The sequence below is a fragment of the Intrasporangium chromatireducens Q5-1 genome, from assembly GCF_000576575.1.
In the GTDB taxonomy this organism is placed as follows: Bacteria; Actinomycetota; Actinomycetes; order Actinomycetales; family Dermatophilaceae; genus Intrasporangium_A; species Intrasporangium_A chromatireducens.
Genome location: NZ_AWQS01000016.1, coordinates 1 through 25232, shown reverse-complemented (window position 1 = coordinate 25232; position 25232 = coordinate 1). Strand labels below are relative to the sequence as shown.

Annotated in this window: 23 protein-coding genes; 17 read left to right on the top strand and 6 right to left on the bottom strand. The window is 71.7% G+C overall.

What is annotated here, in order from left to right:
* Positions 1-136: 136 nt before the first annotated feature.
* Positions 137-847, top strand: a complete 711-nt coding sequence (locus N864_RS23450) for a tetratricopeptide repeat protein (RefSeq protein ID WP_051518160.1) — start codon at positions 137-139, stop codon at positions 845-847.
* A 6-nt stretch (positions 848-853) separates the two neighbouring features.
* On the opposite strand, the gene N864_RS03780 is transcribed toward N864_RS23450, so the two are convergent.
* Both N864_RS03780 and N864_RS03775 read right to left on the bottom strand, forming a co-directional pair.
* Positions 854-1915: a sucrase ferredoxin gene (locus N864_RS03780; RefSeq protein WP_051518159.1), complete on the bottom strand. Its 1062-nt coding sequence runs from the start codon at positions 1913-1915 to the stop codon at positions 854-856.
* On the bottom strand, positions 1912-4365 hold the full coding sequence (locus tag N864_RS03775) for a DNA gyrase/topoisomerase IV subunit A (protein WP_034713658.1): 2454 nt from the start codon (positions 4363-4365) through the stop codon (positions 1912-1914). The genes N864_RS03780 and N864_RS03775 overlap by 4 nt, the downstream gene beginning before the upstream one ends.
* Positions 4366-4559: 194 nt before the next feature.
* Here N864_RS03775 and N864_RS03770 point away from each other — a divergent pair, with 194 nt between their 5' ends.
* Positions 4560-5006 carry a CBS domain-containing protein gene (locus N864_RS03770; protein WP_034713656.1) on the top strand — a complete coding sequence of 149 codons (447 nt, stop codon included), beginning with the start codon at positions 4560-4562 and terminating at the stop codon, positions 5004-5006.
* 14 nt (positions 5007-5020) lie between these two features.
* On the opposite strand, the gene N864_RS03765 is transcribed toward N864_RS03770, so the two are convergent.
* On the bottom strand, positions 5021-5629 hold the full coding sequence (locus N864_RS03765; RefSeq protein WP_034713654.1) for a nitroreductase family protein: 609 nt from the start codon (positions 5627-5629) through the stop codon (positions 5021-5023).
* A 54-nt stretch (positions 5630-5683) separates the two neighbouring features.
* Between N864_RS03765 and N864_RS03760 the strand changes: the two genes are divergently transcribed.
* From N864_RS03760 to N864_RS03745, 4 genes are read left to right on the top strand one after another with little or no spacing between them, the layout of a single operon-like run.
* The gene (locus tag N864_RS03760; protein WP_051518158.1) at positions 5684-8380 is read left to right on the top strand and encodes a bifunctional acetate--CoA ligase family protein/GNAT family N-acetyltransferase; all 2697 of its coding nucleotides are present in this window, start codon (positions 5684-5686) and stop codon (positions 8378-8380) included.
* 23 nt (positions 8381-8403) lie between these two features.
* Positions 8404-9006 carry a DUF5998 family protein gene (locus N864_RS03755; RefSeq protein ID WP_034713651.1) on the top strand — a complete coding sequence of 201 codons (603 nt, stop codon included), beginning with the start codon at positions 8404-8406 and terminating at the stop codon, positions 9004-9006.
* Positions 9003-10157 carry an alkaline phosphatase family protein gene (locus tag N864_RS03750; protein ID WP_051518157.1) on the top strand — a complete coding sequence of 385 codons (1155 nt, stop codon included), beginning with the start codon at positions 9003-9005 and terminating at the stop codon, positions 10155-10157. The genes N864_RS03755 and N864_RS03750 overlap by 4 nt, the downstream gene beginning before the upstream one ends.
* A gap of 11 nt (positions 10158-10168) precedes the next feature.
* The gene (locus N864_RS03745; RefSeq protein WP_034713649.1) at positions 10169-10873 is read left to right on the top strand and encodes a thymidine kinase; all 705 of its coding nucleotides are present in this window, start codon (positions 10169-10171) and stop codon (positions 10871-10873) included.
* A gap of 390 nt (positions 10874-11263) precedes the next feature.
* Here N864_RS03745 and sepH read toward each other — a convergent pair whose 3' ends face one another.
* Positions 11264-12619: a septation protein SepH gene (sepH, locus tag N864_RS23445; protein ID WP_051518156.1), complete on the bottom strand. Its 1356-nt coding sequence runs from the start codon at positions 12617-12619 to the stop codon at positions 11264-11266.
* A gap of 100 nt (positions 12620-12719) precedes the next feature.
* Between sepH and N864_RS03735 the strand changes: the two genes are divergently transcribed.
* The 7 genes from N864_RS03735 to N864_RS03705 all read left to right on the top strand — a co-directional run bounded on the left by N864_RS03735 (position 12720) and on the right by N864_RS03705 (position 17555).
* Positions 12720-13799: a ferrochelatase gene (locus N864_RS03735; RefSeq protein WP_034713646.1), complete on the top strand. Its 1080-nt coding sequence runs from the start codon at positions 12720-12722 to the stop codon at positions 13797-13799.
* A gap of 7 nt (positions 13800-13806) precedes the next feature.
* Positions 13807-14676 carry an inositol monophosphatase family protein gene (locus tag N864_RS03730; RefSeq protein WP_034713683.1) on the top strand — a complete coding sequence of 290 codons (870 nt, stop codon included), beginning with the start codon at positions 13807-13809 and terminating at the stop codon, positions 14674-14676.
* 161 nt (positions 14677-14837) lie between these two features.
* The gene (locus N864_RS03725) at positions 14838-15137 is read left to right on the top strand and encodes a DUF4193 domain-containing protein (RefSeq protein WP_034713644.1); all 300 of its coding nucleotides are present in this window, start codon (positions 14838-14840) and stop codon (positions 15135-15137) included.
* A gap of 32 nt (positions 15138-15169) precedes the next feature.
* Positions 15170-15667 (top strand): dUTP diphosphatase, encoded by a 498-nt coding sequence (gene dut, locus N864_RS03720; RefSeq protein WP_051518155.1) that lies wholly within the window; start codon positions 15170-15172, stop codon positions 15665-15667.
* 21 nt (positions 15668-15688) lie between these two features.
* The gene (locus tag N864_RS03715; RefSeq protein WP_034713641.1) at positions 15689-16423 is read left to right on the top strand and encodes a DUF3710 domain-containing protein; all 735 of its coding nucleotides are present in this window, start codon (positions 15689-15691) and stop codon (positions 16421-16423) included.
* Between the two features lie 3 nt (positions 16424-16426).
* Positions 16427-16819 (top strand): OB-fold nucleic acid binding domain-containing protein, encoded by a 393-nt coding sequence (locus tag N864_RS03710; protein ID WP_034713640.1) that lies wholly within the window; start codon positions 16427-16429, stop codon positions 16817-16819.
* Positions 16809-17555 (top strand): DUF3159 domain-containing protein, encoded by a 747-nt coding sequence (locus N864_RS03705; protein ID WP_081793341.1) that lies wholly within the window; start codon positions 16809-16811, stop codon positions 17553-17555. The genes N864_RS03710 and N864_RS03705 overlap by 11 nt, the downstream gene beginning before the upstream one ends.
* 43 nt (positions 17556-17598) lie before the next feature.
* On the opposite strand, the gene N864_RS03700 is transcribed toward N864_RS03705, so the two are convergent.
* Together N864_RS03700 and N864_RS03695 are read right to left on the bottom strand one after the other, a co-directional pair.
* Complete coding sequence (locus N864_RS03700) at positions 17599-18282, bottom strand: potassium channel family protein (protein WP_034713638.1); 684 nt, start codon at positions 18280-18282, stop codon at positions 17599-17601.
* Positions 18283-18296: 14 nt separating this feature from the next.
* On the bottom strand, positions 18297-18959 hold the full coding sequence (locus N864_RS03695; protein WP_034713636.1) for a potassium channel family protein: 663 nt from the start codon (positions 18957-18959) through the stop codon (positions 18297-18299).
* A 124-nt stretch (positions 18960-19083) separates the two neighbouring features.
* On the opposite strand from N864_RS03695, the gene N864_RS03690 reads away from it, so the two are divergent.
* From N864_RS03690 to N864_RS03675, 4 genes are all read left to right on the top strand, one after another.
* Positions 19084-21045: an APC family permease gene (locus tag N864_RS03690; RefSeq protein ID WP_051518154.1), complete on the top strand. Its 1962-nt coding sequence runs from the start codon at positions 19084-19086 to the stop codon at positions 21043-21045.
* Complete coding sequence (locus N864_RS03685) at positions 21042-22304, top strand: class I SAM-dependent RNA methyltransferase (RefSeq protein WP_034713635.1); 1263 nt, start codon at positions 21042-21044, stop codon at positions 22302-22304. Before N864_RS03690 ends, N864_RS03685 begins: the two co-directional genes overlap by 4 nt.
* Before the next feature lie 129 nt (positions 22305-22433).
* Positions 22434-22838 (top strand): acyl-CoA thioesterase, encoded by a 405-nt coding sequence (locus N864_RS03680; RefSeq protein ID WP_051518153.1) that lies wholly within the window; start codon positions 22434-22436, stop codon positions 22836-22838.
* A 145-nt stretch (positions 22839-22983) separates the two neighbouring features.
* A partial coding sequence (locus N864_RS03675) for an aconitate hydratase (RefSeq protein ID WP_034713634.1) occupies positions 22984-25232 on the top strand: 2249 nt, incomplete at its 3' end.

Genomic DNA, 25232 nt, shown 5'->3' with positions numbered 1-25232 from the left:
CTTCGGGCGGCGTGGTGCCGACCGTGCGGGTCGACCAGGTCGACTCGGTCGGCCGGGTCGACTCGGTCGACCGCGTCCCCCTCGTTCGCCCGGCCGTCGTCGGCTCCGTCGCCGGCTGCTCCTCGCGTCGGCCCCGGTGGTCCTGGCGGCCCTGCTGCTTGCCGCGAAGCTCGTCAGCCTCAACCTCGTCCACGGGCAGACGCTCGAGGCCTACCGCGCCGGGCAGGAGGTCGCCGCGCAGGACTGGGCCGGCCGCCAGGGCTGGGTCAACGTCGTCGAGCCGTTCCGTGCGGCCTTCGCCATGGGCGACGCCTACCTGCTCGTGCCGCGCTACGACGAGGCGCGGCCGTGGTTCGAGAAGGCGCTCGAGCAGGTGCCGAAGGGCGGGCTCGACGAGTGCAAGGTGCGGGTCAACCTCGGCCTGACGTACGAGCGGCTCGGCGACGAGGCGAAGGCCCGGGAGCGCACGCTCGAGTGGCAGCAGTTCTATGCCAAGGGTCTCGAGACGACCCGGCAGCGCCCCCCGCTCTGCGACGTGCCGGAGCTCGGGGGCCAGACGGGTGAGCAGCTGCAGCAGGCCCAGGAGCGGATGGAGGGCAAGAGCCAGGACCAGGAGCCGGGCCAGCCCGACCAGCCCACCCCGGGACCCCAGGACACGCCACGGCCGCAGACGCAGCCGACTCCGGCGCCCACCCCGACGCCCGACCCGGAGCAGGTCCCGAGCGAACCCCTCCAGCGGCAGCTCGAGCAGCTGCAGAAGCGCAACACCATGGAGCGCAACCGGCAGCTGGGCAACGGGACGGTCCCGCCCGGCGCCGGTGGAGAGACCTACCCGAAGCCGTGGTGAGCCCCGTCAGCCGGTGAGTGCCACCTCGTACTCGTGGACCTCGACTGGCGCCTTGCCGCATGACTCGGGGCGCTGCCGGCCGAGCGCCTTGCGCACGACCCGGACCCGCCACTCGCGACCATCGGCGTGCCGTACCCACGCGTGGCTGACCGACCCGTCGTCGGCGGTGGGCGCGCCGCCGGCTGACTCCCCGTCGGCCGGGGCACTGTCAGCTGGAGCACTGTCGGCTCGGCGGCCGGTCCACGCCTCGGTGTCGGGCACGGCCTCGGTGGTGAACGCGGGGAGGTCGGTCTCACCCACCAGGTGGCGGACGAAGGACTCGGCGGCCTGCAGCGCGGGCGCCAGCGCCGAACGTCCGCGGTCGTGGTGTGGTCCCAGCAGGTCCAGGGGGATCGCGTTCGTCAGGCTCGAGCGCAGGAGCTGAGCCGTGGTGTCCTCGGTCAGGCGAGCGAACGCCTGCCCCCAGGGCAGCAGGACGGCGGTCGGCGCGAAGCGGTGGCCACCCGTGTGGGACACCTCCCAGACGCGTGTGGGGTCGAGGTGCGCCGCGGCCGCTGCCAGCGGTCGTCCCCGGACGGCGCAGCAGACGTCTCGGCGGCCGTTCGTGCAGATGAGCAACACCGGCGGGCTCAGCCCGGCGCCCGGCAGCGTGGCCGCGACCGCCTCGACCCGGCCTTCCGCGAGCGCCGCCCAGTCCAGCCCGACCAGGTCCGCGGGAGAGGCGACGCGGCCCTCGAGGAGCCACGCCTCGGCCCGGGAGCCACCCGCGTGGCCGACGAGGACGTGCTGCCCGCCGGGACGGTCGACGTGCGGCCCCGGCCGGCGCATCAGCATGAAGCGGCCGCCAGCGGCGGAGGCCAGCCGGTCGAGCTCGATGCCGACGTCGCGCGGTAGGTGCGACTCCTCGGCGGCCTTGCGTCCCCACGGACCGGGCTGCTCGAGCACGACGAAGAAGCCCGCTCGGGCAGCGGTGCCGTAGGCGCTCGTGCCGTCCTGCTGCCACAGGACCGAGCAGGCGTCGGACGCCGACGTGCCGTGGCCGACCGTCGCCGGATGTCGATCCGTCACGCCGTCACATCCGGGCGGACCGGTGCGGCGACGCGGGCGATGACGTGGGTCGAGGGCACGCCGGAGCCGTCCCGGCGGCCCTCTGCCGGCGGGAGCTCGATGGCCACGCCGTTCGCCGCGCTGGCCCGCAGCGGAGTGTTGCCGGCGTGGGCGACGATGAGGCGGTCCTCGCCCTTGAGGAAGCGGTGGCAGCGCACGCCGCCGGTGCCGCGACCCTTGTGCGGGTACTCGGTGAACGGAGTGACCTTGAGCGACCCGCCCTCGGTGCCGGGGAGGGCAGCCGACGTGCCAGCAGACGTCACGACGGCCGCGTCACCGCGGGGGTCGACGACACCGAAGAAGACCGCCTCCGCGCCGGCCGCGAGCCGGACCCCCGCCATGCCGCCGGCGGTGCGTCCCTGGGGCCGCACGTTGCCGGCCCCGAAGCGCAGCAGCTGGGCGTCACTCGTGATGAAGACGAGGTCGAGCGCATCGTCGTTCGCCACGGCCGCGCCCACGACGCGGTCGCCGTCCTTGAGGCTGATGACATCCCAGCTCGCGCTCTTGGGCGCATCGGCGGTGACCCGCTTGACGACCCCACGAGCGGTGCCGACGGCGATCACCGGTGCCCCGTCCCCGACTGGGACGATGGTGACGGGCTCCTCGCCACCCGTGAGGTCGACGTAGGCGGCGAGCGGTGCCCCTCCCGAGAGGCTCGGTGCGCCGTTGGTCGGTGGCAGGGTGGGCAGGTCGAGGGCCGAGAGACGGACCATGCGGCCGGCGGTCGTCACGAGGCCGAACTCGCCACGGTTCGTGGTCCGGACCGCACCGATGATCGCGTCGTGCTTGGCACGTGGCCCGTCCGCGCTCGGCACCTCCGCGTTGGCGGTGCGGGCCAGCAGCCCCGTCGAGGAGAGCAGGACCCAGCACGGGTCGTCGGAGACCTCCAGCGGTGTCGTCGCGGCGGCCTCGCCGGAGCTCTCGAGCAGCACCGTGCGCCGAGGGGTGCCGTGCGCCTTGGCCACGTCGGCGAGCTCGCTCGACACGAGCTGGCGCAGCAGCTTCTCGTTCTCGAGCAGGGCCCGCAGTGCCTCGATCTCCCGCTCGAGGTCGCTCTTCTCCGACTCGAGCTCGATCCGGGAGAACTTGGTCAGGCGGCGCAGCTGCAGGTCGAGGATGTAGGTCGCCTGGGCCTCCGACAGGTCGAAGACGTCCATCAGTCGGGTGCGGGCCGTTGCGGCGTCGTCGGACGAGCGGATCAGCTGGATGACCTCGTCGATGTCGAGGATCGCGATGAGCAGGCCCTCGACGAGGTGGAGGCGCTCCTCCCGCTTGCCGAGCCGGAACGCCGAGCGACGCCGGACGACGTCGGTGCGGAACTCGACGTAGACCTTCAGCAGCTCCTTCAGACCCATGGTGCGCGGCTGTCCGTCGACGAGGGCGACGTTGTTGATGCCGAAGTTCTCCTCCATCGGCGTCAGCTTGTAGAGCTGCTCGAGGACGGCCTCGGGGTTGAAGCCATTCTTGATCTCGATGACGAGCCGCATGCCGTTCTGCCGGTCGGACAGGTCCTTGAGGTCCGAGATGCCCTGCAACTTCTTGCCGTCGGCGAGGTCCTTGATCTTCTCGAAGAGCTTCTCCGGCCCGACGAGGTAGGGCAGCTCGGTCACGACGATGCCCTTGCGCCGGGGTGTCACCGACTCGATCCGAGCAGTGGCCCGCGTGCGGAAGCTGCCTCGGCCCGTCAGGTAGGCGTCGCGGATGCCCTCGAGCCCGACGATCCGGCCGCCGCCCGGCAGGTCGGGGCCCGGCACGAACTTCATCAGGTCCTCGAGCGAGCAGTCGGGGTGGTCGATCAGGTGCCGAGCGGCCCCGATGACCTCGACGAGGTTGTGCGGCGGCATGTTCGTCGCCATGCCGACCGCGATGCCGGAGGCGCCGTTGACGAGCAGGTTCGGGTAGGCGGCCGGGAGCACGCCGGGCTGCAGGTGGGTGTCGTCGTAGTTGGGGACGAAGTCGACCGTGTCCTCGTCGAGCCCGGAGACCATGAGCAGCGCGGCCGGCGCCAGGCGTGCCTCGGTGTAGCGAGCGGCGGCCGGCCCGTCGTCGAGCGAGCCGAAGTTGCCGTGCCCGTCGATGAGGGGCAGGCGGAGGGTGAACGGCTGCGCCATCCGGACGAGGGCGTCGTAGATGGCCTGGTCACCGTGCGGGTGGTACTTGCCCATGACCTCGCCGATGATCCGCTGGCTCTTGACGTGCCCGCGGTCGGGACGCAGGCCCAGCTCGTTGGCGCCGTAGAGGATGCGCCGCTGCACCGGTTTGAGCCCGTCGCGTGCGTCGGGGAGGGCTCGGGAGTAGATGACGGAGTAGGAGTACTCGAGGAAGGCGTTCTGCATCTCCTCCTCGACGTCGATCCCGATGATCTTCTCTTCGAAGTCCTCCGGCGGTGCGGTCGTGGTGCGGCGGGCCATGCCGAGTCGTGCTCCTTGGGTCGGCGTGCGAACACCCCATCTTCCCCCAGGGACGGCGGGGTCACCGCACTGCCACGCCGTCGGGGGCCGCGCGGTGGAGCGAGCGGCCCGGGAGTGGGTAAGAGCAGCGGCGAGGGACGGCCCCGACCCGTGGCGTCCGGAGCCGCCGGGTCCGACCCGCGAGGAGGACGCTGATGCCCACCGCACGTGACCTGATGACGAGCCCCGCCCACTGCCTCAACGAGGGAGACACGCTGGTCGCTGCAGCGCAGGCCCTGCGGTCCTCGGGGGTCGGGTCGATGCCGATCAAGGACTCCACCGGCGCGCTCGCCGGCATGCTCACCGACCGCGACATCGTCGTGCGTGGCATCGCCGAAGGGTTCGATCCGACGACCTCCACGGTCGGCGAGATCAGCACCCAGACGGTCGTCGTGGTGAGCGTCGACGACGACGAGCAGGCCGTCCTCAACGCGTTCGCCCAGAACCAGGTGCGTCGCCTCCCGGTCGTCGACGGGCAGGACGTCGTCGGCGTGATCTCCCAGGCGGACATCGCCCGGTCCCTGCCGACCCAGGACACCGGCGGGCTCGTGCAGGCGATCAGCCAGGAGACCGGCGAGCGCGCCGACGGGCCGCAGGCCTGACGGACCGCGTCGGGCTACTGCTGGCCGAACCGGCCCCAGTGGGTCACCTCGGCCCCGGTGCGCCGGTGCCGCCGCAGGCTCGGGCTCTTCGGTCCCGGCACGGCGTAGCCGAGGGAGACGACGCCGACGACTGACCGACCGGCCGGGATCCCCAGCGCATCGTGGACCGCCGCGTGTCGCTCCGCGGGGACGCCGAAGAAGAGGCTGCCGAGGCCCGCGTCGACGGCGGTCAGCAGGATGAGCAGCGCCGCCATGCCCGTGTCGATGTCCCAGTAGGGAACCGGCCAGTGGCTCTCGCTCCGGTCGGTCCAGCCCTTGTCGGGCTGGGCGTAGCGGTCGAGGTAGGCGTCCTTGTCCGAGAGACAGAGGATCAGCACCGGAGCAGCCTGTATGCCGCTCAGCCAGGGATCCGCTTCAGCGCCCGCTTCCGTGGTGGCCGCCCAGAACCGGCCCCGCTCGTCCTCGGTGCGCAGGACGAGGAAGTCCCAGCCCTGGCTGAACCCGGCACTCGGGGCACGGACGGCGTTGTCGAGACAGGCCTTCAGGACCTCGTCGGGCACCGGGCGGTCGGGGTCGTAGCGACGGACCATACGGCGACGGCGGACCACCTCTTGGAACTCCATGTGTTCACCTTGGCACGCCGCCCCGACCGGACTGCGGCGTGACACGATGGCGCCATGCCCGACGCCGAGACGAGGTCTGTTGCGGACGAAGCCGGCACGCTCGTGCCCACCCCTCCGGAGGAGTGGGAGGCCGATGTCGTCCTGCGGGACGGGTCGGTCGCCCACCTGCGACCGATCCGACCCGCGGATGCCGACGCGCTGCGCCGGTTCCACAACGCGCAGTCGGCCGAGTCGATCTACCTCCGGTTCTTCGCGCCGCTGAAGGAGCTGAGCGACCGCGACGTCCACCGGTTCACCCACGTCGACCACCACGACCGTGTCGCGCTCGTCGCGACCGTGGGCGCCGACATCATCGGCGTCGGCCGGTACGACCGGCTCGGGGGGAGCACCTCCGCCGAGGTGGCGTTCAACATCTCGGACCGCTTCCAGGGCAGGGGCATCGGGTCGGTGCTCCTCGAGCACCTCGCGGCGATCGCCCGCGAGCTCGGCATCGAGAAGTTCACCGCCGAGGTGCTTCCGCAGAACCGCAAGATGCTCATGGTCTTCAAGGACGCCGGCTACGAGGTGACCCACCGGGTCGAGGACGGCGTCGTCGAGCTGTCCTTCGCGATCGAGCCGACCGAGCACTCCAAGGCGGTCGCTCTCTCGCGCGAGCACCGCGCCGAGTCGCGCAGCATGCACACGATCCTGTTCCCCGAGCGAGTGGCGCTGGTCGGCGCGAGCCGGCGGGAGGGGTCGGTGGGTGCGCTGGTGCTCGCCAACATCTTGCGCTCCGGCTACCAGGGGGAGCTCGTCGCGATCCACCCCGAGGTCGACGAGCTGCAGGGCGTGCCGGCCTACCGTTCCGTCGAGGAGGCGCCGGGGCCCATCGACCTGGCCGTCGTCGTGGTTCCCGCGGACCAGGTGCAGGGCGTGGTCCGGGACTGCGGGCGGGCGGGCGTCAAGGCGCTGCTCGTCCTCTCGTCCGGCTTCGCCGAGGCAGGGGAGGAGGGCACACGTCTACAGGAGCAGCTGCGCCGCGAGGTCCGGCTGGCGGGCATGCGGCTCGTCGGACCCAACAGCTTCGGGCTCATCAACACCCATCCGGACGTGCGCCTCAACGCGAGCCTCGCGCCGATGGTGCCGCCCCCGGGACGGCTCGGGCTCTTCGCCCAGAGCGGCGCCCTCGGGATCGCGGTCCTCGCCTCGGCCGCTCGTCGAGGTCTCGGCATCTCCGTCTTTGCGTCTGCCGGGAACCGGGCGGACGTCTCCGGCAACGACCTCATGCAGTACTGGATCGATGACGAGGACACCCACACCGTCGGTCTCTATCTCGAGTCGATGGGCAACCCCCGCAAGTTCTCCCGGATCGCCCGGCAGCTCGCCATGGTCAAGCCCGTCGTGGTCGTGTCGTCCGGGGTCTCGAGCTTCGCCGCACCGCCCGGGCACCGGACGCGGCGCACCCAGGTGCCGCCGCAGGCCTTCGACGCCCTCCTCCGCCAGGCAGGAGTCATCCGGGTCGAGAACATCCACCAGCTCTTCGACGTCGCCCAGCTCACGTTGCACCAGCCGCTGCCGGCCGGCCAGCGGGTCGCGATCGTCGGCAACTCCGACGCCCTCGGCTCGATCAGTGCCTCCGCGTGCCTCAGCTGGGGGCTGGACGTGACGCACGGACCGGTCTCACTACTTCCGCAGGCCAGCGCGGACGAGTTCGCGAGTGCTCTCGAGGCGGCCTTCGCCGACCCGAACGTCGACAGCGTCGTGGCCGGCTTCATCCCACCGCTCATGACCCTGGACGAGGACCTGACGGCCGCTGTCCGCGCGGTCGTGGCACGCCACCAGAAGCCGTGCGTCGCGACGTTCCTCGGGATGCGCGGCGTCGAGGGCGGGCTGAGCTACGAGGAAGCCGACGGCACTGATCGCATCGTGCCGTCCTACACGATGCCGGAGGATGGCATCCGGGCGCTCAACGCCGTAACCCGCTACGCGCAGTGGCGCGCGCGGGACCGCGGCGCTCCCGTGGTGCCTGCCGGCATCGACCGGCTGCGGGTGGAGGCGTTCATCGACCGTGTCCTGGCCGACAGCCCGGACGGTCGCGCCCTGACGCGCGACGAGGCGGCGGAGCTGCTCGAGGGCTACGGCATCCGCCTGTGGCCGGCGGCGGCCGTCGGGTCCGCTGACGAGGCCGTCGCCGCGGCCGAGCGGCTCACCTATCCCGTCATCCTCAAGTCGACCTCACCCGTCGTCCGACACCAGCCGGGCATTGCCGGCCTGCGCAGCGACCTCGGCGACGCCGAGGCGGTCCGGGACGCCTACGAGTCGCTCAGCCAACGACTCGGAGCCCTGGGTGACGGCACCTTCGTCGTGCAGCGGATGGCCGTCCCCGGGGTGTCCTGCGTCCTCACCGCTCAGGAGGACCCCCTCTTCGGACCGGTGGTCAGCTTCTCCGTGGCCGGACCGCCGACGGAGCTGCTCGACGACGTGGCGCACCGCATCCCGCCCCTCACCGACGTCGACGTGCGCGACCTCATCTCGGGCGTCAAGGCGGCCCCGTTGCTGGCCGGCCACCGGGGCGCGGCCCCCGTCCACCGGGCCGCGCTGCGCGACCTGGTGGCGCGGCTCTCCGTACTCGCCGACGACCATCCCGAGCTGGCGAGCGTCGAGCTCAACCCGGTCAACGCCTGGACGGGCGGGGTCGACACGCTCGGTGCCGAGGTCGTCGTCCGTCCGGCGCTCCTGCGCCAGGACCCCGGTCGTCGCCGGATGACCTGACCGGGAGTGCAAGGATGGGGCCCATGCGCCGTGTCTCCCAGGAGCAGGACCAGGCCCTTCCGGAGGACCTGACCCTCGCCATCACCCACGCCGGGTACTACCCGGCCCTCGTCTGCGACGTCGTGGAGTCGGCGGTGGCGGGCGACGAGGTCATCTCGCACCTGGTCCACCAGGAGACGACGTTCGACGACGAGACGGTCCGGCGCCACGTCACGGTCCTCGTCGTGACGCCCCAGCGACTCGTGATCGCCCACGCCGACGACTTCTCGGAGCCGGGTGCCCCCGCAACGGCGACGGCGACGACCGAGACGGTGCCGCTGGCGGCGTTGCGTGGCGTCATGGTCACGCACGTCGTCGCCGACCCCGAGACGTTCAGCTCGGGAACCCACTCCCGGGACATCACGCTCACCATCGGTTGGGGAGCCGTGAGCCGGCTCGACCTGCTGCCGGCCCAGTGCGCCGACCCGGAGTGCACCGCCGACCATGGCTTCGAGGGCACCGTCGCCTCCGACGACATCAGTCTGCGCATCAGTGCGGCCGCCGACGGCGAGGGCGCGGTCGACACGGCGCTCGCCTTTGCCCGCACCCTCTCGGCCAGCATCGGCGGTGGGGTGGCGCGGCGGTGACCGACGAGTCGCGCGTGCCCGACTGGTCGGCCGGCACGCTCGCCTCGGTGCTCCCGTCGGTGGCGGACTCTCTCGGCGTGCCGGACTTCGCCGGAGCGGACCGGTTCGGTCTGCCACCGGTGCCGCGCACCGTCGTCGTCCTCGTCGACGGGCTGGGCTACGACCTGCTCGCCCAGCGCAGCGGGCACGCGCCGTTCCTGCGCCAGCACCTCGCCTCGGCCAGGCGCATCCCGTGCGGCTTCCCGACGACGACAGCCACGTCGATGGGCTCGTTCGGCACCGGGCTGCCGCCCGGTTCGCACGGGCTCGTCGGCTTCCAGGTGCTCGACCCCGACACGGACCGGCTGCTCAACGAGCTGTCCTGGGAGGACGGGCCCGACCCGCTCCGGTGGCAGCCGAGCCGCACGGTGTTCCAGACGGCCGAGGCCAGCGGCGTCGCGGTGACCAGGGTCGGACCCCACTACTTCGACGGGTCGGGTCTGACCAACGCGGCGCTGCGCGGCGGTCGGTTCGTGGCCGCCAAGCACCTCGACGACCGGGTGGCGGCCAGTGTCGAGAGCGCGCGGGCGACCAGACGGTCCCTCGTCTACCTCTACTGGGGTGAGGTCGACAAGGTGGGCCACGTCCACGGCTGCCAGTCGTGGCAGTGGGGCGACGAGGTCGAGGCGGTCGACCGGGCGCTCGCGTCTCTCGCCGACCGGGTGCCCGACGACACGTCGATCGTCGTCACGGCGGACCACGGCATGGTCGACGTGCCGTTCGACCAGCGCCTCGACCTGGCCCACGAGCCGGACCTCATGGCCGGGGTGCGCCACCTCGGCGGCGAGCCGCGCAACCTGCAGCTCTACGTCCAGCCCGGTGCACAGCAGGCCATCGCCGAGGCGTGGCGGGAGCGGCTCGGCCGGCTCGCCCGGGTCATGACTCGGGACGAGGCGGTCGACGAGGGCTGGTTCGGTGCGACGACCCCGCTGGTCCTGCCGCGGATCGGGGACCTCGTCGTGGCGATGCAGGACCAGTTCGCGGTCGTCCACTCCGGCCTCATGCGCAAGGAGATCATTGCGCTGCTGGGCGTGCACGGCTCCACGAGCGAGGCGGAGCTCGCCGTCCCGGTCATCGTCGTGCCGCCCCGCCGGGCCGCGCTGGGTCGATAGGCTGCCGCCTCGTGGCTGAGCTCGTCTTCTTCACCGGCACCATGGACTGCGGCAAGTCGACCCTCGCGCTGCAGATGGACCACAACCACGCGGCTCGCGGACGCACCGGGCTCATCTTCAGCCAGCACGACCGGGCGGGTACGAACATGCTGTCCTCGCGGCTCGGCCTCGCCACGGGCGCGATCGAGGTCGCCGACGAGCTCGACTTCTGGGAGGTCATCGTCGAACGGGCCACAGCGGGCCAGCACATCGACTACCTGATCTGTGACGAGGCGCAGTTCTACAGCTCGTCACAGGTCGAGCAGCTGGCCCGCGTCGTGGACGAGATGGAGATCGACGTGTTCGCCTTCGGGATCACGAGCGACTTCCGCACGGAGCTGTTCCCCGGCTCGAAGCGTCTCGTCGAGCTCGCCGATCGCGTCCAGGTGCTCCAGGTGGAGGCGCTGTGCTGGTGCGGGCGCCGCGCGACGGTCAACGCGCGAGTCGTCGACGGGACCATGGTCGTCGAGGGGGAGCAGGTCGTCGTCGGCGACGTCGCCACGGACGAGGTGGGGGTCGTCGAGTATGAGGTGCTCTGCCGGCGCCACTACATGCGGCGCATGACGTCCCACGCGGCCCGGGCCGCCTCGCCGACACCGGCGCTGCTGCCGTTCGACCTCGACGTGTGCCCGCTGCCGCCGCGACCGCCCCTGCTGCCCATCACCCAGTCCGACTGAGCCAAGGCGTGAGCATCGACCGAGCGCCAGCGAGGGAGGAGCGGAGCGCCGGTTCGGCTCAGTCGGCCAGGGGGTTCCGCTGAGCCAAGGCGTGAGCATCGACCGAGCGCCAGCGAGGGAGGAGCGGAGCGCCGGTTCGGCTCAGTCGGCCAGGGGGTTCCGCTGAGCCAAGGCGTGAGCATCGACCGAGCGCCAGCGAGGGAGGAGCGGAGCGCCGGTTCGGCTCAGTCGGCCAGGGGGTTCCGCTGAGCCAAGGCGTGAGCATCGACCGAGCGCCAGCGAGGGAGGAGCGGAGCGCCGGTTCGGCTCAGTCGGCCAGGGGGTTCCGCTGAGCCAAGGCGTGAGCATCGACCGAGCGCCAGCGAGGGAGGAGCGGAGCGCCGGTTCGGCTCAGTCGGGCTTCTTGCCGAACATGATGTCGTCCCAGCTCGGCACGCTCGGACGGCCGGACTTGCGGGCGGCCGGTCGCTTCGTAGCGGGGCGAGGACGCCGTGGCTCGGGCACCGGCTGCTCCTCGGCGTCGACGGGGCGTGCCGCAGGCGCCGTCGACGGCTGCGCCGGTGGGTCCGCCGGCGGCCGCACGCGGCCGTTCTGCGTGCTGGTCGGCTCTGCCACGGCGTCTGGCTCGGCCACAGCGTCGGGCTCGGCCACAGCGTCAGGCTCGGTCGCGGTCTCCGGACCGACGGACGTCGACTTCTCCGGCTCCGTGGCGGCGGTTGCGTGGTCCGCGGCGTCCGAGTCCGGACCGGCGTCGGCGTAGCCGTCCTCGCTGTCGGCGTCGCCGTCCACGGCGGCACCCGCCTCCTGCGCGGCGTCGACCGGCAGGGCATGTGGGTCATCCTCGGGGTGCGGGTGCGCGGCCGGCGGGCTGCCCGCCTCCTCGAGGGTGACAGCGAGCGGCATGAGGGGCAGCGCGTCATCGGGTGCCGCGTCGATCCCGGGCGCGTCGGACGCACGGGGGCGGCGACGCCGGCCCCGCTTGGCACTGCGCTCCCGCATGGCCGCCATGAGGTCGATGGACTCCCCGTCGCGGTGCCGCCGCCCGGGCGCGGCGACGCCGCCCTCGGCCTCGACGTCATACACCTCGGTGGGCCGGGCCTCCCGCAGGTGCGGGGCGGGGATCGGGCCGGCCGGCTCGACCTCCTCGTCGGCGCTGAGCCACCGGGCCTCGTCGTCGAGCGCCTGCACGGTGCGCGCGAGCAGGTCGAAGGACCACTCCGCCTGGCGTTGGCGTCCGCCGGCGTTGAAGAAGACGACGATGGTCCACCGGCCCCTGTGGTCACGACGCGAGTCCCACCGGGCGGTGCCCGAGTCGATCTGCCGGGAGCGGAGCCGCTCGTCGACCCGGGTGCCGAGGACACCGGCACTGGGGCCGCCGCCGGGGGAGCGGAGTCGGACCTGGCGCCCGAGCAGCGCCACGTGCTCGCGCTCGGCGAGGATTGGCCCCTCGTAGCGCCGCACCTTCTCGACCGTCCAGCCAGCCCGCTCCGCAGTCTCCTCGGCGGTGAGACCGGCGCGAATCATCGCCTGCACGTCCCTCGGGCGGAGCCCGCCGTCCAGCTCGATCTGCAGCTGCCCGAGCCGGGGACGGTCCCGGCGCACCGCGGCGCGCAGCGGCTCGTCGAGCGGCACCCGGTAGCGGTTGCCGCCGTCGTCCCCGAGGATCAGGTGCACCCCGTCCTCGTGGACTCCGATGAGCCGAAGGTCCTGCATCGATGGGTCTCCCGGGTCGGTGGTCAGGTCCATGCGCCACCGAGCATGCCACCCCTGCCCACTCCGAGAAAGCCTCCACGCCGCGCCGGGGCCGGTTTCTCCGCGGACGGCGTGGCCTGAGACAGTGAGTGCCATGGAGCCCTATGACGCCATCCTGCTCGTCAGCTTCGGTGGGCCCGAGGCGCCGGACGAGGTCATGCCGTTCCTGCGCCGGGTGACCGCTGGGCGTGGCATCCCCGACGAGCGTCTCGCGGAGGTCGGCGAGCACTACTACCACTTCGGCGGCCGCAGCCCGATCAACGACCAGAACCGTGCCCTGCTCGTCGCGCTGCGCGCCGAGCTGGACGCGCGCGGCGAGGACGTGCCGGTCCTGTGGGGCAACCGCAACAGTGCCCCCTTCATCACCGACGCGCTGCGCGACGGGTATGCCGCTGGGCTTCGTCGCGTGGTCGCCGTGACCACGAGCGCGTACTCGTCCTACTCCTCCTGCCGGCAGTACCGCGAGAACCTTGCGGCTGCCGTCGCGGAGCTGGCCGAGGAGGGGATCGAGGTCGCTGTGGACAAGATCGGGCCCTACGCGCCGCGTCCCGGCTTCGGCGCGGCGAACCTCGAGCGGCTCCTCGAGTCGATGCGGGCTCTCGACGGTGCGCCCGACGAGGAGATCGCGCTGCTCTTCGTCACGCACTCCATCCCGACAGCCATGGACGAGACCTCGGGCCCGGGCGACGGGGACGGCGACCTCTACCAGCGCCAGCACCTCGCCCTCGCGTCGTCGCTGACCGAGGAGAGCAACCGCCGGCTCGGCAGGGACCTCACCGGCGAGCTGGTCTTCTGCTCCCGCTCCGGCCCGCCGAGCCAGCCGTGGCTCGAGCCGGATGTCAACGACCGGATCGAGGAGCTCGCCCGCGACGGGGTGCGGACGGTCGTGCTGGCCCCGATCGGCTTCGTCTCGGACCACATGGAGGTCGTCTACGACCTCGACACCGAGGCGGCCGAGACGGCTGAGAAGGTCGGCGTCCGACTCGTCCGGGTGCCCACCGTCGGCACGCTGCCGACCTTCGTCCGGGACCTGGTCGACGCCGTCGAGGAGCGGGCCGCGGAGGCGCGTGGCGAGGCCGTGCCCGACTTCCCCGGCCGGATGCCCGCCGTGTGCGCGCCGGGGTGCTGCCCCAACCTGCGTGCCGCGCGTCCCGCGCTCTGCGGCCGGGACTGAGGACACCGTGGAGACCGCGGTCGACCCGGCGGACCTGCTCGAGCTCGAACGGCTCTGCGTCGAGTTCGCTTCCGAGGCAGGGCGGTTCATCCGGGACGAGCGCCCGTCGACCGTTCGCGTCGCCGACACGAAGTCGAGCGAGACCGACGTCGTGACGGTCATGGACCGCCGCTCGGAGGCGCTGCTGCACGGCCTCATCCGGGACGCCAGGCCCGACGACGGGATCCTCGGGGAGGAGGGCGCCGACGTCGCGGGCCGCTCCGGGCTCACTTGGGTCGTCGACCCGATCGACGGCACGGTCAACTACCTCTACGACATCCCCGCCTACGCCGTGTCCGTGGCGGTGGTCGTCGGTGATCCCGCGACGCCCGGCGCCTGGCGACCGGTCGCCGGTGCGGTGTCCGACCCCTGCCGTGGCCTGGTGCACCATGCCCGCCGCGGCGGTGGCGCCTGGACCCGTGCCGCGGCCACGCCGGCCCCGCCAGCTGGGGCGAGCCCGCCACCGTCACCCGAGCGGAGGCGCCTGGCCGCCTCGACCGAGGAGGAGCTCGGTCGAGCCCTGCTCGCGACGGGGTTCGGCTACGAGGCGCAGGTCCGCGCGGCCCAGGCCGAGGTGCTGCGAGAGGTCCTGCCCCGAGTGCGCGACATCCGCCGCATCGGCAGTGCTGCGCTCGACCTGGTGAGGGTCGCCGACGGCAGCGTCGACGCCTACGCGGAGTCGGGCCTCAAGCCGTGGGACCTCGCCGCTGGTTGGCTGGTCGCCGAGGAGGCCGGAGCCCGCGTCGTCGGCGTCGCCGGGCACCCGGGGCCGGAGCTCACCGTGGCCGCCGGACCCGCCCTCGTCGAGCCGGTTCGTCGGCTCTTCACCGGTCGCTGACAGGGGCCTCGCGACGCACGGCGGAACGGATGTGACACCGGGTCTGCTTTCAGGCACAATCCGCCCACGAACATTGTGTTTTGCTGCCCATGCGGCGGGAACAAAAGGTGGGGGATGCGACGTTGCTCCCACGCATGAGTTGAGGGAGTGGAAGGGCGACAATGGCTACCGATTACGACGCACCCCGCAAGACAGACGACGACCTCTCTGAGGATTCGCTGGAGGAGTTGAAGTCCCGTCGCGTCGACAAGAGCTCCTCGAGCGTCGACGTCGACGAGACGGAGCAGGCCGAGGGCTTCGAGCTGCCCGGCGCCGACCTCTCCGGCGAGGAGCTGTCGGTCCGTGTCCTGCCCAAGCAGGCCGACGAGTTCACCTGCTCGCGCTGCTTCCTGGTCCACCACCGCAGCCAGCTGGCCAAGGAGGTCGGTGGCCAGATGATCTGCACCGACTGCGCCGCCTGAGCACCCCAGCACAACCAGTAGGGTCGGTCCCCGTGACCGACCCTTGTGCTTGCCGCAGCGTGGACGTGGAGCAGGACGTGCAGATCATCCGGCTCGACCCGGACCTCCCGCTGCCGCGCTACGCCCACCCCGGCGACGCCGGCGCCGACCTGGTCGCCCGAGTGGACGTCACCCTGCCGCCGGGAGAGCGGGCCCTCGTGCCGACCGGCGTCGCGCTGGCCCTGCCCGACGGGCACGTCGGCTTCGTCGTGCCCCGGTCCGGTCTCGCCGCCCGCCACGGCATCACGACCCTCAACGCGCCGGGCACGGTCGATGCCGGGTACCGGGGGGAGATCATCGTCAACCTGGTCAACCTCGACCCGCGCGAGACCTTCGTGGTCCACCGGGGCGACCGGATTGCCCAGCTCGTCATCCAGCCCGTCGTCCGGGCGCGTTTCCGCGAGGTGGATTCGCTCGACGCGACCCTCCGGGGCGACACTGGACACGGGTCGACCGGCGGCTTCGGCTCCACCACGACCACACACGCGTAAACCGAAGGACGGAACACCAACGTGGGACTCTTCAAGCGAGACAAGTCCGCGGACGTGCGGCAGGACGACGCGCTCGCCCCGGAGGAGGCGACCGACCCGGCCCTCGAGTCGCGCGACCCGAGCGAGCCGGCGACCGCGCGCGGCCCCTGGGACCGCGGGGAGGTGGCCGACGAGTCCGAGTACCTCAACCTCGGCTCCATCTGGCTCAAGGGCGTCCCCGGGATGGAGCTCCGGCTCGAGGTCAACGAGCAGGAGCAGCAGATCACCGGGGTCACCGCGGTCCTCGGCGAGTCGGCCGTGCAGCTGCAGGCCTTCGCCGCCCCGCGGACCGAGGGGGTCTGGATCGAGATCCGCAACGAGATCGCGGCGACGATCACCGACTCCGGCGGCACGGCCGAGGTCGTCACGGGCGAGTTCGGTGAGGAGCTGCAGACCCGGATGCCCCAGGCCGGCCCGGACGGCCGGACCATGTTCGTCCCCGCCCGGTTCATCGGCGTCGACGGGCCGCGATGGTTCCTCCGTGCCGTCGTCAGCGGCCGGGCCGCGATCGAGCCGGCCGCGGCCGAGCCGATTCACGAGGTCGTCCGGACCGTCGTCATCGACCGGGGCGGCGAGGCCATGGCCCCCCGCGAGCTGCTCCCGCTGCGCCTGCCCGACACGGCGACGACCGACGTGCCGGAGGAGCAGGCCGGCGCGGCGCGGATGGAGGACCTCAACCCCTTCGAGCGGGGTCCCGAGATCACCGAGGTCCGCTGAGGCATGGCGCCCGAACCCGCGGGCGCGCTCGGGCGCCTCGCCAAGCGGCTGATGCGCTCCTCCGCCGAGATCGACTCCGACACGCTGGCGCGGGAGAGCACCGAGACCGGCGTGCAGCACATCGGCCATCTCGTCCCGCGCACGCTCGTGAGTGTGCGCGGTGAGATCCGGGCGGTCACCCTGCGGCCGGCAGACGAGGTGCCCGCCCTCGACGCCGAGCTGTGGGACGGCACGGACGTCCTGCACCTCATCTGGCTCGGGCGGCGCAGCATCCCCGGCATCGCCCCGGGCGTCAAGCTCGGCGCGACCGGGCGCGTCACCCGGCACCACGACGTCCTGACGATCTTCAACCCGTCCTACGAGATCATCAGCCGGGACGGGCACCATGGCGCCTGACCGCGAAGCGGAGCCGGTCGCATCCGCCGCAGCGGACTCGTCTCGGCTCGGCTCCGACGCGCCGCCGGAGGCGCAGGACCTGCGCCGCTACACCACGGTCGAGGAGCTGCTGAAGGAGAAGCTCTCCGAGGCCATCGGTGGCTGGCGCGGCGCCGTCGAGAGCGCCATACCGACCCTGCTGTTCGCCCTCGTCTGGTCGGTGCGGCGTGACCTGCGCGAGTCGCTCCTCGCCGCCGGCGCCGTGGCGCTCGTCTTCCTCGTGGTCCGGCTCGTCCAGCGCCAGGATGTCCGCTTCATCCTGTATGCCGCTGCCGGCGTCGGCATCTCGGCGTTCTTCGCGCTGCGGTCGGGTCGCGCCGAGGACGCCTTCCTGCCCGGCATGCTGCAGAACGCCGGGCTGCTCGTGCTCCTCGTCGTGACCAACGTGCTCCGGTGGCCGCTCTTCGGCTTCGTCGTCGGAGTCGCCGAGCCGGACGTCTTCGCCCAGGACCCCACCTGGTGGCGCAAGCACCGCGGCATCGTCACCGTTGCGTGCCGGCTCGCCTGGGTGCTGGTCGCGCTCAACGTCGTGCGGCTCGGCATCATGGTGCCGCTCTACTTCGCCGAGCAGGTGGCCGCCCTCGCCGTCGCCAAGGTCGCCCTCGGCTGGCCCGCCTACCTCGTCGCGCTGACCGCGATGGGGGCGATCCTCGTGCGCGGTCGCACCCCGATCGACCCAGCGGCAGCAGCGCCGTAGGCGCTCACGCCGCCGCGGTCCACGGTCCCCGGCAGGGGTCCGGTCAGGCGTTCGCGGTGCGGGGGCGCACGTCCGGCGCGAGCAGCCGCTGCAGCTGCGACTCCTGGTCCGAGGTCGTGATGAAGAGCAGCTCGTCGCCGGCCTCCATCGCGTCGTCGGTCGTCGGGGCGAACGGGCGCTGGCTTCGGATGATTGCGACCAGCACGGTGTCCTCGGGCCACGTGACGTCGCCAATGCGCCGGCCGACGAACTCACTGCGGTCCGGCAGGGTGATCTCGACCATCGAGGCCTGGCCCTGTTGGAACTCGAAGATCCGCACGAGGTCGCCGATGCTCACCGCCTCCTCGATGAGAGCGGTCATGAGGCGCGGCGTCGAGACCGCCACGTCGACGCCCCAGGACTCGTCGAACATCCACTCGTTCTTGGGGTTGTTGACGCGGGCCACCGTGCGCGGCACCCCGAACTCCGTCTTGGCCAGCAGCGACACGACGAGGTTCGCCTTGTCGTCGCCCGTCGCCGCGACGACGACCTCGGACTCCTCGAGCCGAGCCTCCTCGAGGGCGGACAGCTCACAGGCGTCGGCGAGCAGCCACGAGGCCTCAGGCACCCGCGAGGCCTGGACGTCGTCGGCGTCCTTGTCGATGAGCAGCACTTGGTGGCCGCTCGCGAGCAGCTCCCGGGCGATGGACCGGCCCACGCTGCCGGCCCCGGCGATGACGACACGCATCGGACTCCTCAGGATCAGGTGGTGACGGGCGGCTGGTCGCAGATCCGCTCGACGCGCGCCATCTCGTCGCGGCGTACGGCCAGGTGGACGAGGTCGCCGGCCTGCACGACGGTCTCCGGCTCGGGCAGCATTCCCTCGCCCAGGCGGGTCAGGTACGCGACGCGGCTGCCGGTGAGGCGCTCGACGTCGGTGAGGGGGAGGCCGACCCACTCCTCGGTCAAGGGCACCTCTGCGATGACGATCTTGCCGCTCGGGTCGGTCAGCTCTGGCATGGATCCCTGCGGGAGGAGCCGCTGGATCATCTGGTCGGCCGTCCACCGCACCGTCGCCACGGTCGGGATGCCAAGCCGCTGGTAGACCATCGCCCGCTGGGGGTCGTAGATCCGGGCCGCGACGTGCTCGACCCCGAACGTCTCGCGGGCCACCCGGGCGGCGAGGATGTTCGAGTTGTCTCCGCTGCTGACTGCGGCGAAGGCGTAGGCCTCCTTGATGCCGGCCGCAACGAGCGTGTCGCGGTCGAAGCCGATGCCGGTCACCGTCTGCCCCTCGAACTCGGGACCGAGGCGGCGGAAGGCGGCCGGGTCGGCGTCGATGACGGCGACGTCGTGACCGTTGCGTCCGAGGGTCCGGGCCAAGGTCGAGCCCACGCGGCCACAGCCCATGATGACGAAGTGCACGGTCGCGACGCTACACCAGCCACGCGCACGGCTCACGTGTGCGCGTGCGCTCGCTGAGCGGCATACAGTGTCCTGCGTGCCAGGCTCAGGTTCACTGCTGAAACGCGTCCTCGTCGGACGCGCGATGCGAAGCGACCGGCTCGGCGAGACCCTGCTGCCCAAGCGGCTCGCCCTGCCGATCTTCGCGAGCGACGCGCTGTCGTCGGTGGCCTATGCGCCGGACGAGATCCTGCTCATGCTCGGGCTGGCCGGAGGAGCCTTCGCATCGACCCACAGCTGGGAGATCACGCTCGCCGTGGTCGCTGTCATGGTCGTCGTCGTCGCGTCGTACCGGCAGAACGTGCGGGCCTACCCGTCCGGCGGAGGCGACTACGAGGTCGCGACCGTCAACCTGGGGCCCAAGGCCGGCCTCACGGTGGCCAGCGCGCTGCTCGTCGACTACGTGCTGACCGTCGCGGTCTCCATCTCCTCGGGCGTCGCCAACGCTGCCACGGTCCTCGGCTTCGTCCGGGGCCACGAGGTCATTGTCGCGGTCGGGCTCATCGTGCTGCTCACGGCGATGAACCTGCGGGGGGTGCGCGAGTCCGGTCGGGCGTTCGCGGTGCCGGTCTACGCCTTCATGATCTCCATCATCGGGATGGGCGTCTACGGCTTCATCCAGCACTTCACTGGCAACCTCGCCCCCGCGGAGAGCGCCGCCTTCACCCTCGCCCCGGAGGGCGGGGAGGAGCTCACCGGGCTCGCCGCGTTCTTCCTCCTACTACGCGCGTTCTCGTCCGGGTGCGCCGCCCTCACCGGCGTGGAGGCGATCTCGAACGGGGTCCCCGCCTTCCGCAAGCCGAAGAGTGACAACGCGGCGACCACCCTGCTCCTGATGGGCGGCATCTCCATCGCCATGCTGAGTTCCATCATCGCCCTCAGCCAATGGACGCAGATCAAGATCGCCGACGACCCCGCCACCCAGCTGCTGCGCAACGGAACGCCGGTCGGCGACACCTATGTGCAGGACACGGCCATCGGCCAACTGGCAAAAACCGTCTTCGCGAGCGTGCCGATCGGCATCGGGTTCGTATCCATCGTCACCGGCCTGATTCTCGTCCTCGCCGCCAACACGGCCTTCAACGGCTTCCCTGTGCTCGCGTCGATCCTCGCCCGGGACGGCTACCTGCCGCGTCAGCTGCACACCCGGGGCGACCGGCTGGCCTTCTCCAACGGCATCCTCATGCTGTCGGCCGCCGCGATCGTGCTCGTCATCGTCTTCCGCGCGAGCGTGACGGCCCTGATCCAGCTCTACATCGTCGGTGTCTTCGTCTCCTTCACGACGAGCCAGACCGGCATGATCCGCCACTGGACCCGGCACCTCCGGCTGGAGCGCGACACCAAGGTGCGGCGCCAGATGCAGAGGTCGCGCATCATCAACTCCGTCGGCGCCGTCATGTCCGCCGTCGTCCTGATCGTCGTCCTCGTCACGAAGTTCCAGGCCGGTGCGCGCTACGCCATCGCCGCGATGATCGTGCTCTATGCCCTCATGCTGGCGATCAAGCGGCACTACAACCGGGTGGGCAGCGAGCTCGAGGTCGACTGGGAGACGGACCGGCCGCTGCTGCCCTCGCACGTGCACGCGATCGTCTGCGTCTCGAAGATCCACAAGCCGACGCTGCGCGCCCTCGCGTACGCCCGGGCGAGCCGGCCGTCCTACCTCGAGGCGGTGACTGTCGACGTCGACCCGGACGAGACCCGGGCGCTGCTGTCCGAGTGGGCCCGACACGACATCCCCGTGCCGCTCAAGGTGCTCGCGTCCCCCTACCGTCAGATCACCCGACCGATCCTCGACTACGTCAGGTCGATCCGCAGCGACAACCCGAGGGACGTCGTGACCGTTTACCTGCCCGAGTACGTCCTCGGCAAGTGGTGGGAGCAGCTGCTGCACAACCAGAGCGCGCTGCGCCTCAAGGCCCGGCTGCTCTTCACCCCCGGCGTGATGGTCGTCAGCGTCCCCTGGCAGCTCGCGTCCTCCGCGGGGGCCGAGCGGGCCTGGATCGACGAGCCGCCGATCAGTGGCTCGGTCCGTGGGGGAGGGCTGTGAGCGGGGGCAGCCGGCGTCCCCGGCCGCGGGAAGGCAACGCGCCGTCCCTCGTCGGCTCGGAGTGGGAGCTCGAGGTCGGCCCGATCGCCCACGGCGGTCACTGTGTGGCCCGGCACGAGGGGCAGGTCGTCTTCGTCCGGCACACCCTGCCGGGGGAGCGGGTCAGGGCTCGCGTGACGGAGGGACGTGTCGGCGACCGGTTCGTCCGGGCCGACGCGGTGGAGGTGCTCGACGCGTCACCCCATCGAGTCGCGCGCCCCTGCCCGTATGCCGTGCCCGGACAGTGCGGCGGCTGCGACTTCCAGCATGTCGCCGTGCCGCACCAGCGGGAGCTGAAGGCCGCGGTGGTGCGCGAGCAGTTCGCCCGTATCGCCCACCTCGACGTGGACGTCGAGGTCCGCCCCGTCCCCGGGGACCAGGACGGGCTGCGGTGGCGCACCCGGGTCGAGTTCGCCGTCGACGAGGCGGGCCGGGCCGGGCTGAGGGAGTACCGCTCGCGTCGCGTCGTGCCGATCGAGGACTGCCTCATCGCGACCGAGGGCGTCATCGCGTCAGGGGTGCTCGACACCGACTGGACCGGAGTCGAGGCGATCGACGTCGTCGACGCGGCCCACCCGGACGAGCCGGTGCTCGTGCCGGTCGGCGCGGGCGACGCCGGAGCTGACGGCGGCCTCGTCGGGGAGCTCGCACGCGACGGCGACTGGACGGGGGAGTACGTCCTGTCGGCGCGTGGGTTCTGGCAGGTACACCCGGGCGCCGCGACGACGTTCCTCACGAGCGTCGTCGACCACCTCGGGGTCGGGCCCGGCGACCACGTGCTGGACCTGTATGCCGGGTCGGGACTGTTCACGATGCGGCTGGGCGAGCTCGTCGGTGACTCCGGAGCCGTCCTCGCCGTCGAGGGGGACGCGCGTGCCGTCGAGCACGGCATCGAGAACTGCGCCGACCTGGCGTCCGTCGAGTGGCGTGCGAACCGGGTCGACCGCGAGCTGGCCTCGCTCGCCCGTCAGGGGATCACGGCCGACCTGGCGGTCCTCGACCCGCCGCGGACGGGTGCCGGCACCCAGGTGGTGGCCTCGGTCGTCGCGATGGCGCCGCGACGGGTCGTCTACGTCGCCTGCGACCCTGCCGCACTGGCCCGCGACGTCAAGGCCTTCGGCTCCCACGGCTACCGGATGACGCACCTCGAGGCGTGGGACGCCTTCCCGATGACGCACCACGTCGAGTGCATCGCCGTCCTGGAGCCCGTCTCGGAGTAGCGGCGCGCGGGCGGGGGTCGGCCTCCGGAACTGGACCATGGTCCGATCCGGGCGGCGCCGCGAGTCGGGGACGCCGGCTGGTACGTTCCTGTCCGCAGGCCACCAGCTCGTCGCCGAGAGGACACCGACTTGTCGTTCAGCTATCCCGTTGCCGTCAAGTTCTCTGAGATCGACATGGCCGGAGTGGTGTTCAACTCGCACTACCTGACGTGGTGCGAGGACGCGAAGTGGGCCTTCCTCGACAGTGTCGGGTTCGGCCCCTACCGGTTCGCCCAGGAGCGGGCCAACGCCCTCGTGCGCCACGCCGAGATCGACTGGGTGGCGAGCCTGCAGCCGCTCGACCGTGCCGAGATCCGCGTGTCCGTCACGAGCGTCGGTGCGTCCTCGTTCACGCTGTGCCATGAGATCTGGCGTGCCGGCGACGACCCGATCCTCACCGCCACGTGCGTCATCACCTACGTCTGGGTCGACTCCGAGACCGGCACCAAGGCCGACATGGACCCCGGCCTGCGGCGCGCCCTCGCGCCAGCCTGACGCACCGCCGCGCGCGGGCGGTGGGTGAGCGGCATACCTGCTGGACCCAGGACGCGCAGCGGCCCCGGGCTGACAAGCGCAAGGCCGTATGGTTAGATATCTTGATATCAAGATAAATCGATCGTGACGCTGGAAGGAGCCCGACGTGGGCAGTGTTGACAGCTTCAAGACCAAGGGGACGCTCGAGGTCGGTGACCGGTCCTACGAGGTCTTCCGCCTCGCGGGCGTCGAGGGGCACGAGAGCCTCCCGTACAGCCTCAAGGTCCTCCTCGAGAACCTGCTGCGGACCGAGGACGGCGCGAACATCACGGCCGACCACATCCGGGCGATCGGCTCCTGGGACGAGAATGCCGAGCCGGACACCGAAATCCAGTTCACCCCGGCCCGCGTCATCATGCAGGACTTCACCGGCGTGCCGTGCATCGTCGACCTCGCCACGATGCGCGAGGCGATGGCCGACCTCGGCGGCGACGCCAAGAAGATCAACCCCCTCGCCCCGGCCGAGCTCGTCATCGACCACTCCGTCATCATCGACGTCTTCGGCCGCCCCGACGCGTTCGCCAAGAACGTCGAGATCGAGTACCAGCGCAACCGCGAGCGCTACCAGTTCCTCCGCTGGGGCCAGACCGCCTTCGACGACTTCAAGGTCGTCCCGCCGGGCACCGGCATCGTCCACCAGGTCAACATCGAGCACCTGGCCCGGACCGTCATGACGCGCGAGGGCGAGGGCGGCGTCGTGCAGGCCTACCCCGACACCTGCGTCGGCACCGACTCGCACACGACGATGGTCAACGGGCTCGGCGTGCTCGGCTGGGGCGTCGGCGGCATCGAGGCCGAGGCCGCCATGCTCGGCCAGCCCGTCTCGATGCTCATCCCGCGCGTCGTCGGCTTCAAGCTGTCCGGCTCCATCCCGTCGGGAGCGACGGCGACGGACGTCGTCCTGACGATCACCGAGATGCTCCGCGAGCACGGTGTCGTCGGCAAGTTCGTCGAGTTCTACGGCGAGGGCGTCGCCCAGGTGCCGCTCGCCAACCGGGCCACGATCGGCAACATGAGCCCCGAGTTCGGCTCGACCTGCGCGATCTTCCCGATCGACGACGTGACCCTCGACTACCTGCGCCTGACCGGCCGCTCGGACGAGCAGGTCGCGCTCGTCGAGGCGTACGCCAAGGAGCAGGGGATGTGGCTCGACGCGTCGCGCGAGGCGCGCTACTCCGAGCGGCTCGAGCTCGACCTGTCGACGGTCGTGCCCTCGATCGCCGGCCCGAAGCGCCCGCAGGACCGGATCGAGCTGTCCCGGGCCAAGGAGCAGTTCCAGGGCGACCTGAAGAACTATGTCGTGCAGGGCAACTCGATCGAGAAGAGCTCGCTCGACCGGGAGCTGATGGGCTCCTTCCCGGCGTCCGACTCGCCGACCTACGACGCCGACCAGGTCGCGGAGGAGGCCGGCAGGCCGACGCGCTCGCCGGCGGCGAACAACGGCCGGGCCAGCAACCCGATCGCCGCCACGGTCGGTGGCCAGGACGTCACGATCGACCACGGCCACGTCGCGATCGCCTCGATCACGAGCTGCACCAACACGTCGAACCCGTCCGTCATGATGGCCGCCGCGATGCTCGCGAAGAACGCCGTCGAGAAGGGCCTGTCGGTCGCGCCGTGGGTCAAGACCTCGATGGCGCCGGGCTCCAAGGTCGTGACCGGCTACTACGAGAAGGCCGGCATGTGGCCCTACCTCGAGAAGCTCGGCTTCCACCTCGTCGGCTACGGCTGCACCACCTGCATCGGCAACTCGGGCCCGATCATCGAGGAGGTCTCGCAGGCGGTCAACGAGGGCGACCTCGCCGTCGTCTCGGTCCTGTCCGGCAACCGCAACTTCGAGGGCCGGATCAACCCCGACGTCAAGATGAACTACCTCGCGAGCCCGCCGCTCGTCATCGCCTACGCCCTCGCCGGCACGATGGACTTCGACTTCGAGACCGATGCCCTCGGGCAGGACGTCGACGGCAACGACGTCTTCCTGCGCGACATCTGGCCGGCGCCCGAGGACGTCGAGCGGACCATCGCGCAGAGCATCAGCAAGGAGATGTTCAGCGAGGACTACGCCGACGTGTTCGCCGGTGACGAGCGCTGGCAGTCGCTGCCGACGCCGGAGGGCGACACCTTCGAGTGGGACGGCGAGTCGACCTACGTCCGCAAGCCCCCGTACTTCGAGGGCATGACGATGGAGCCGGCCCCCGTCACCGACATCGAGGGCGCCCGCGTGCTGGCCAAGCTCGGCGACTCGGTCACGACCGACCACATCAGCCCGGCCGGTTCGATCAAGGCCGACAGCCCGGCCGGCAAGTACCTCGCCGAGCACGGCGTCGAGCGCAAGGACTTCAACTCCTACGGCTC

What these genes read in the sequence shown, in the direction of transcription:
- N864_RS03755 (WP_034713651.1), top strand. Translation starts at nt 8,404, where the DNA reads ATGCGCCGTGTCTCCCAGGAGCAGGACCAGGCCCTTCCGGAGGACCTG.
- N864_RS03700 (WP_034713638.1), bottom strand. Translation starts at nt 18,282, where the DNA reads ATGCGTGTCGTCATCGCCGGGGCCGGCAGCGTGGGCCGGTCCATCGCC.
- N864_RS03735 (WP_034713646.1), top strand. Translation starts at nt 12,720, where the DNA reads ATGGAGCCCTATGACGCCATCCTGCTCGTCAGCTTCGGTGGGCCCGAG.
- N864_RS03705 (WP_081793341.1), top strand. Translation starts at nt 16,809, where the DNA reads ATGGCGCCTGACCGCGAAGCGGAGCCGGTCGCATCCGCCGCAGCGGAC.
- sepH (WP_051518156.1), bottom strand. Translation starts at nt 12,619, where the DNA reads ATGGACCTGACCACCGACCCGGGAGACCCATCGATGCAGGACCTTCGG.
- N864_RS03765 (WP_034713654.1), bottom strand. Translation starts at nt 5,629, where the DNA reads ATGGAGTTCCAAGAGGTGGTCCGCCGTCGCCGTATGGTCCGTCGCTAC.
- N864_RS03710 (WP_034713640.1), top strand. Translation starts at nt 16,427, where the DNA reads ATGGCGCCCGAACCCGCGGGCGCGCTCGGGCGCCTCGCCAAGCGGCTG.
- N864_RS03770 (WP_034713656.1), top strand. Translation starts at nt 4,560, where the DNA reads ATGCCCACCGCACGTGACCTGATGACGAGCCCCGCCCACTGCCTCAAC.
- N864_RS03760 (WP_051518158.1), top strand. Translation starts at nt 5,684, where the DNA reads ATGCCCGACGCCGAGACGAGGTCTGTTGCGGACGAAGCCGGCACGCTC.
- N864_RS03690 (WP_051518154.1), top strand. Translation starts at nt 19,084, where the DNA reads ATGCGAAGCGACCGGCTCGGCGAGACCCTGCTGCCCAAGCGGCTCGCC.
- N864_RS03725 (WP_034713644.1), top strand. Translation starts at nt 14,838, where the DNA reads ATGGCTACCGATTACGACGCACCCCGCAAGACAGACGACGACCTCTCT.
- N864_RS03775 (WP_034713658.1), bottom strand. Translation starts at nt 4,365, where the DNA reads ATGGCCCGCCGCACCACGACCGCACCGCCGGAGGACTTCGAAGAGAAG.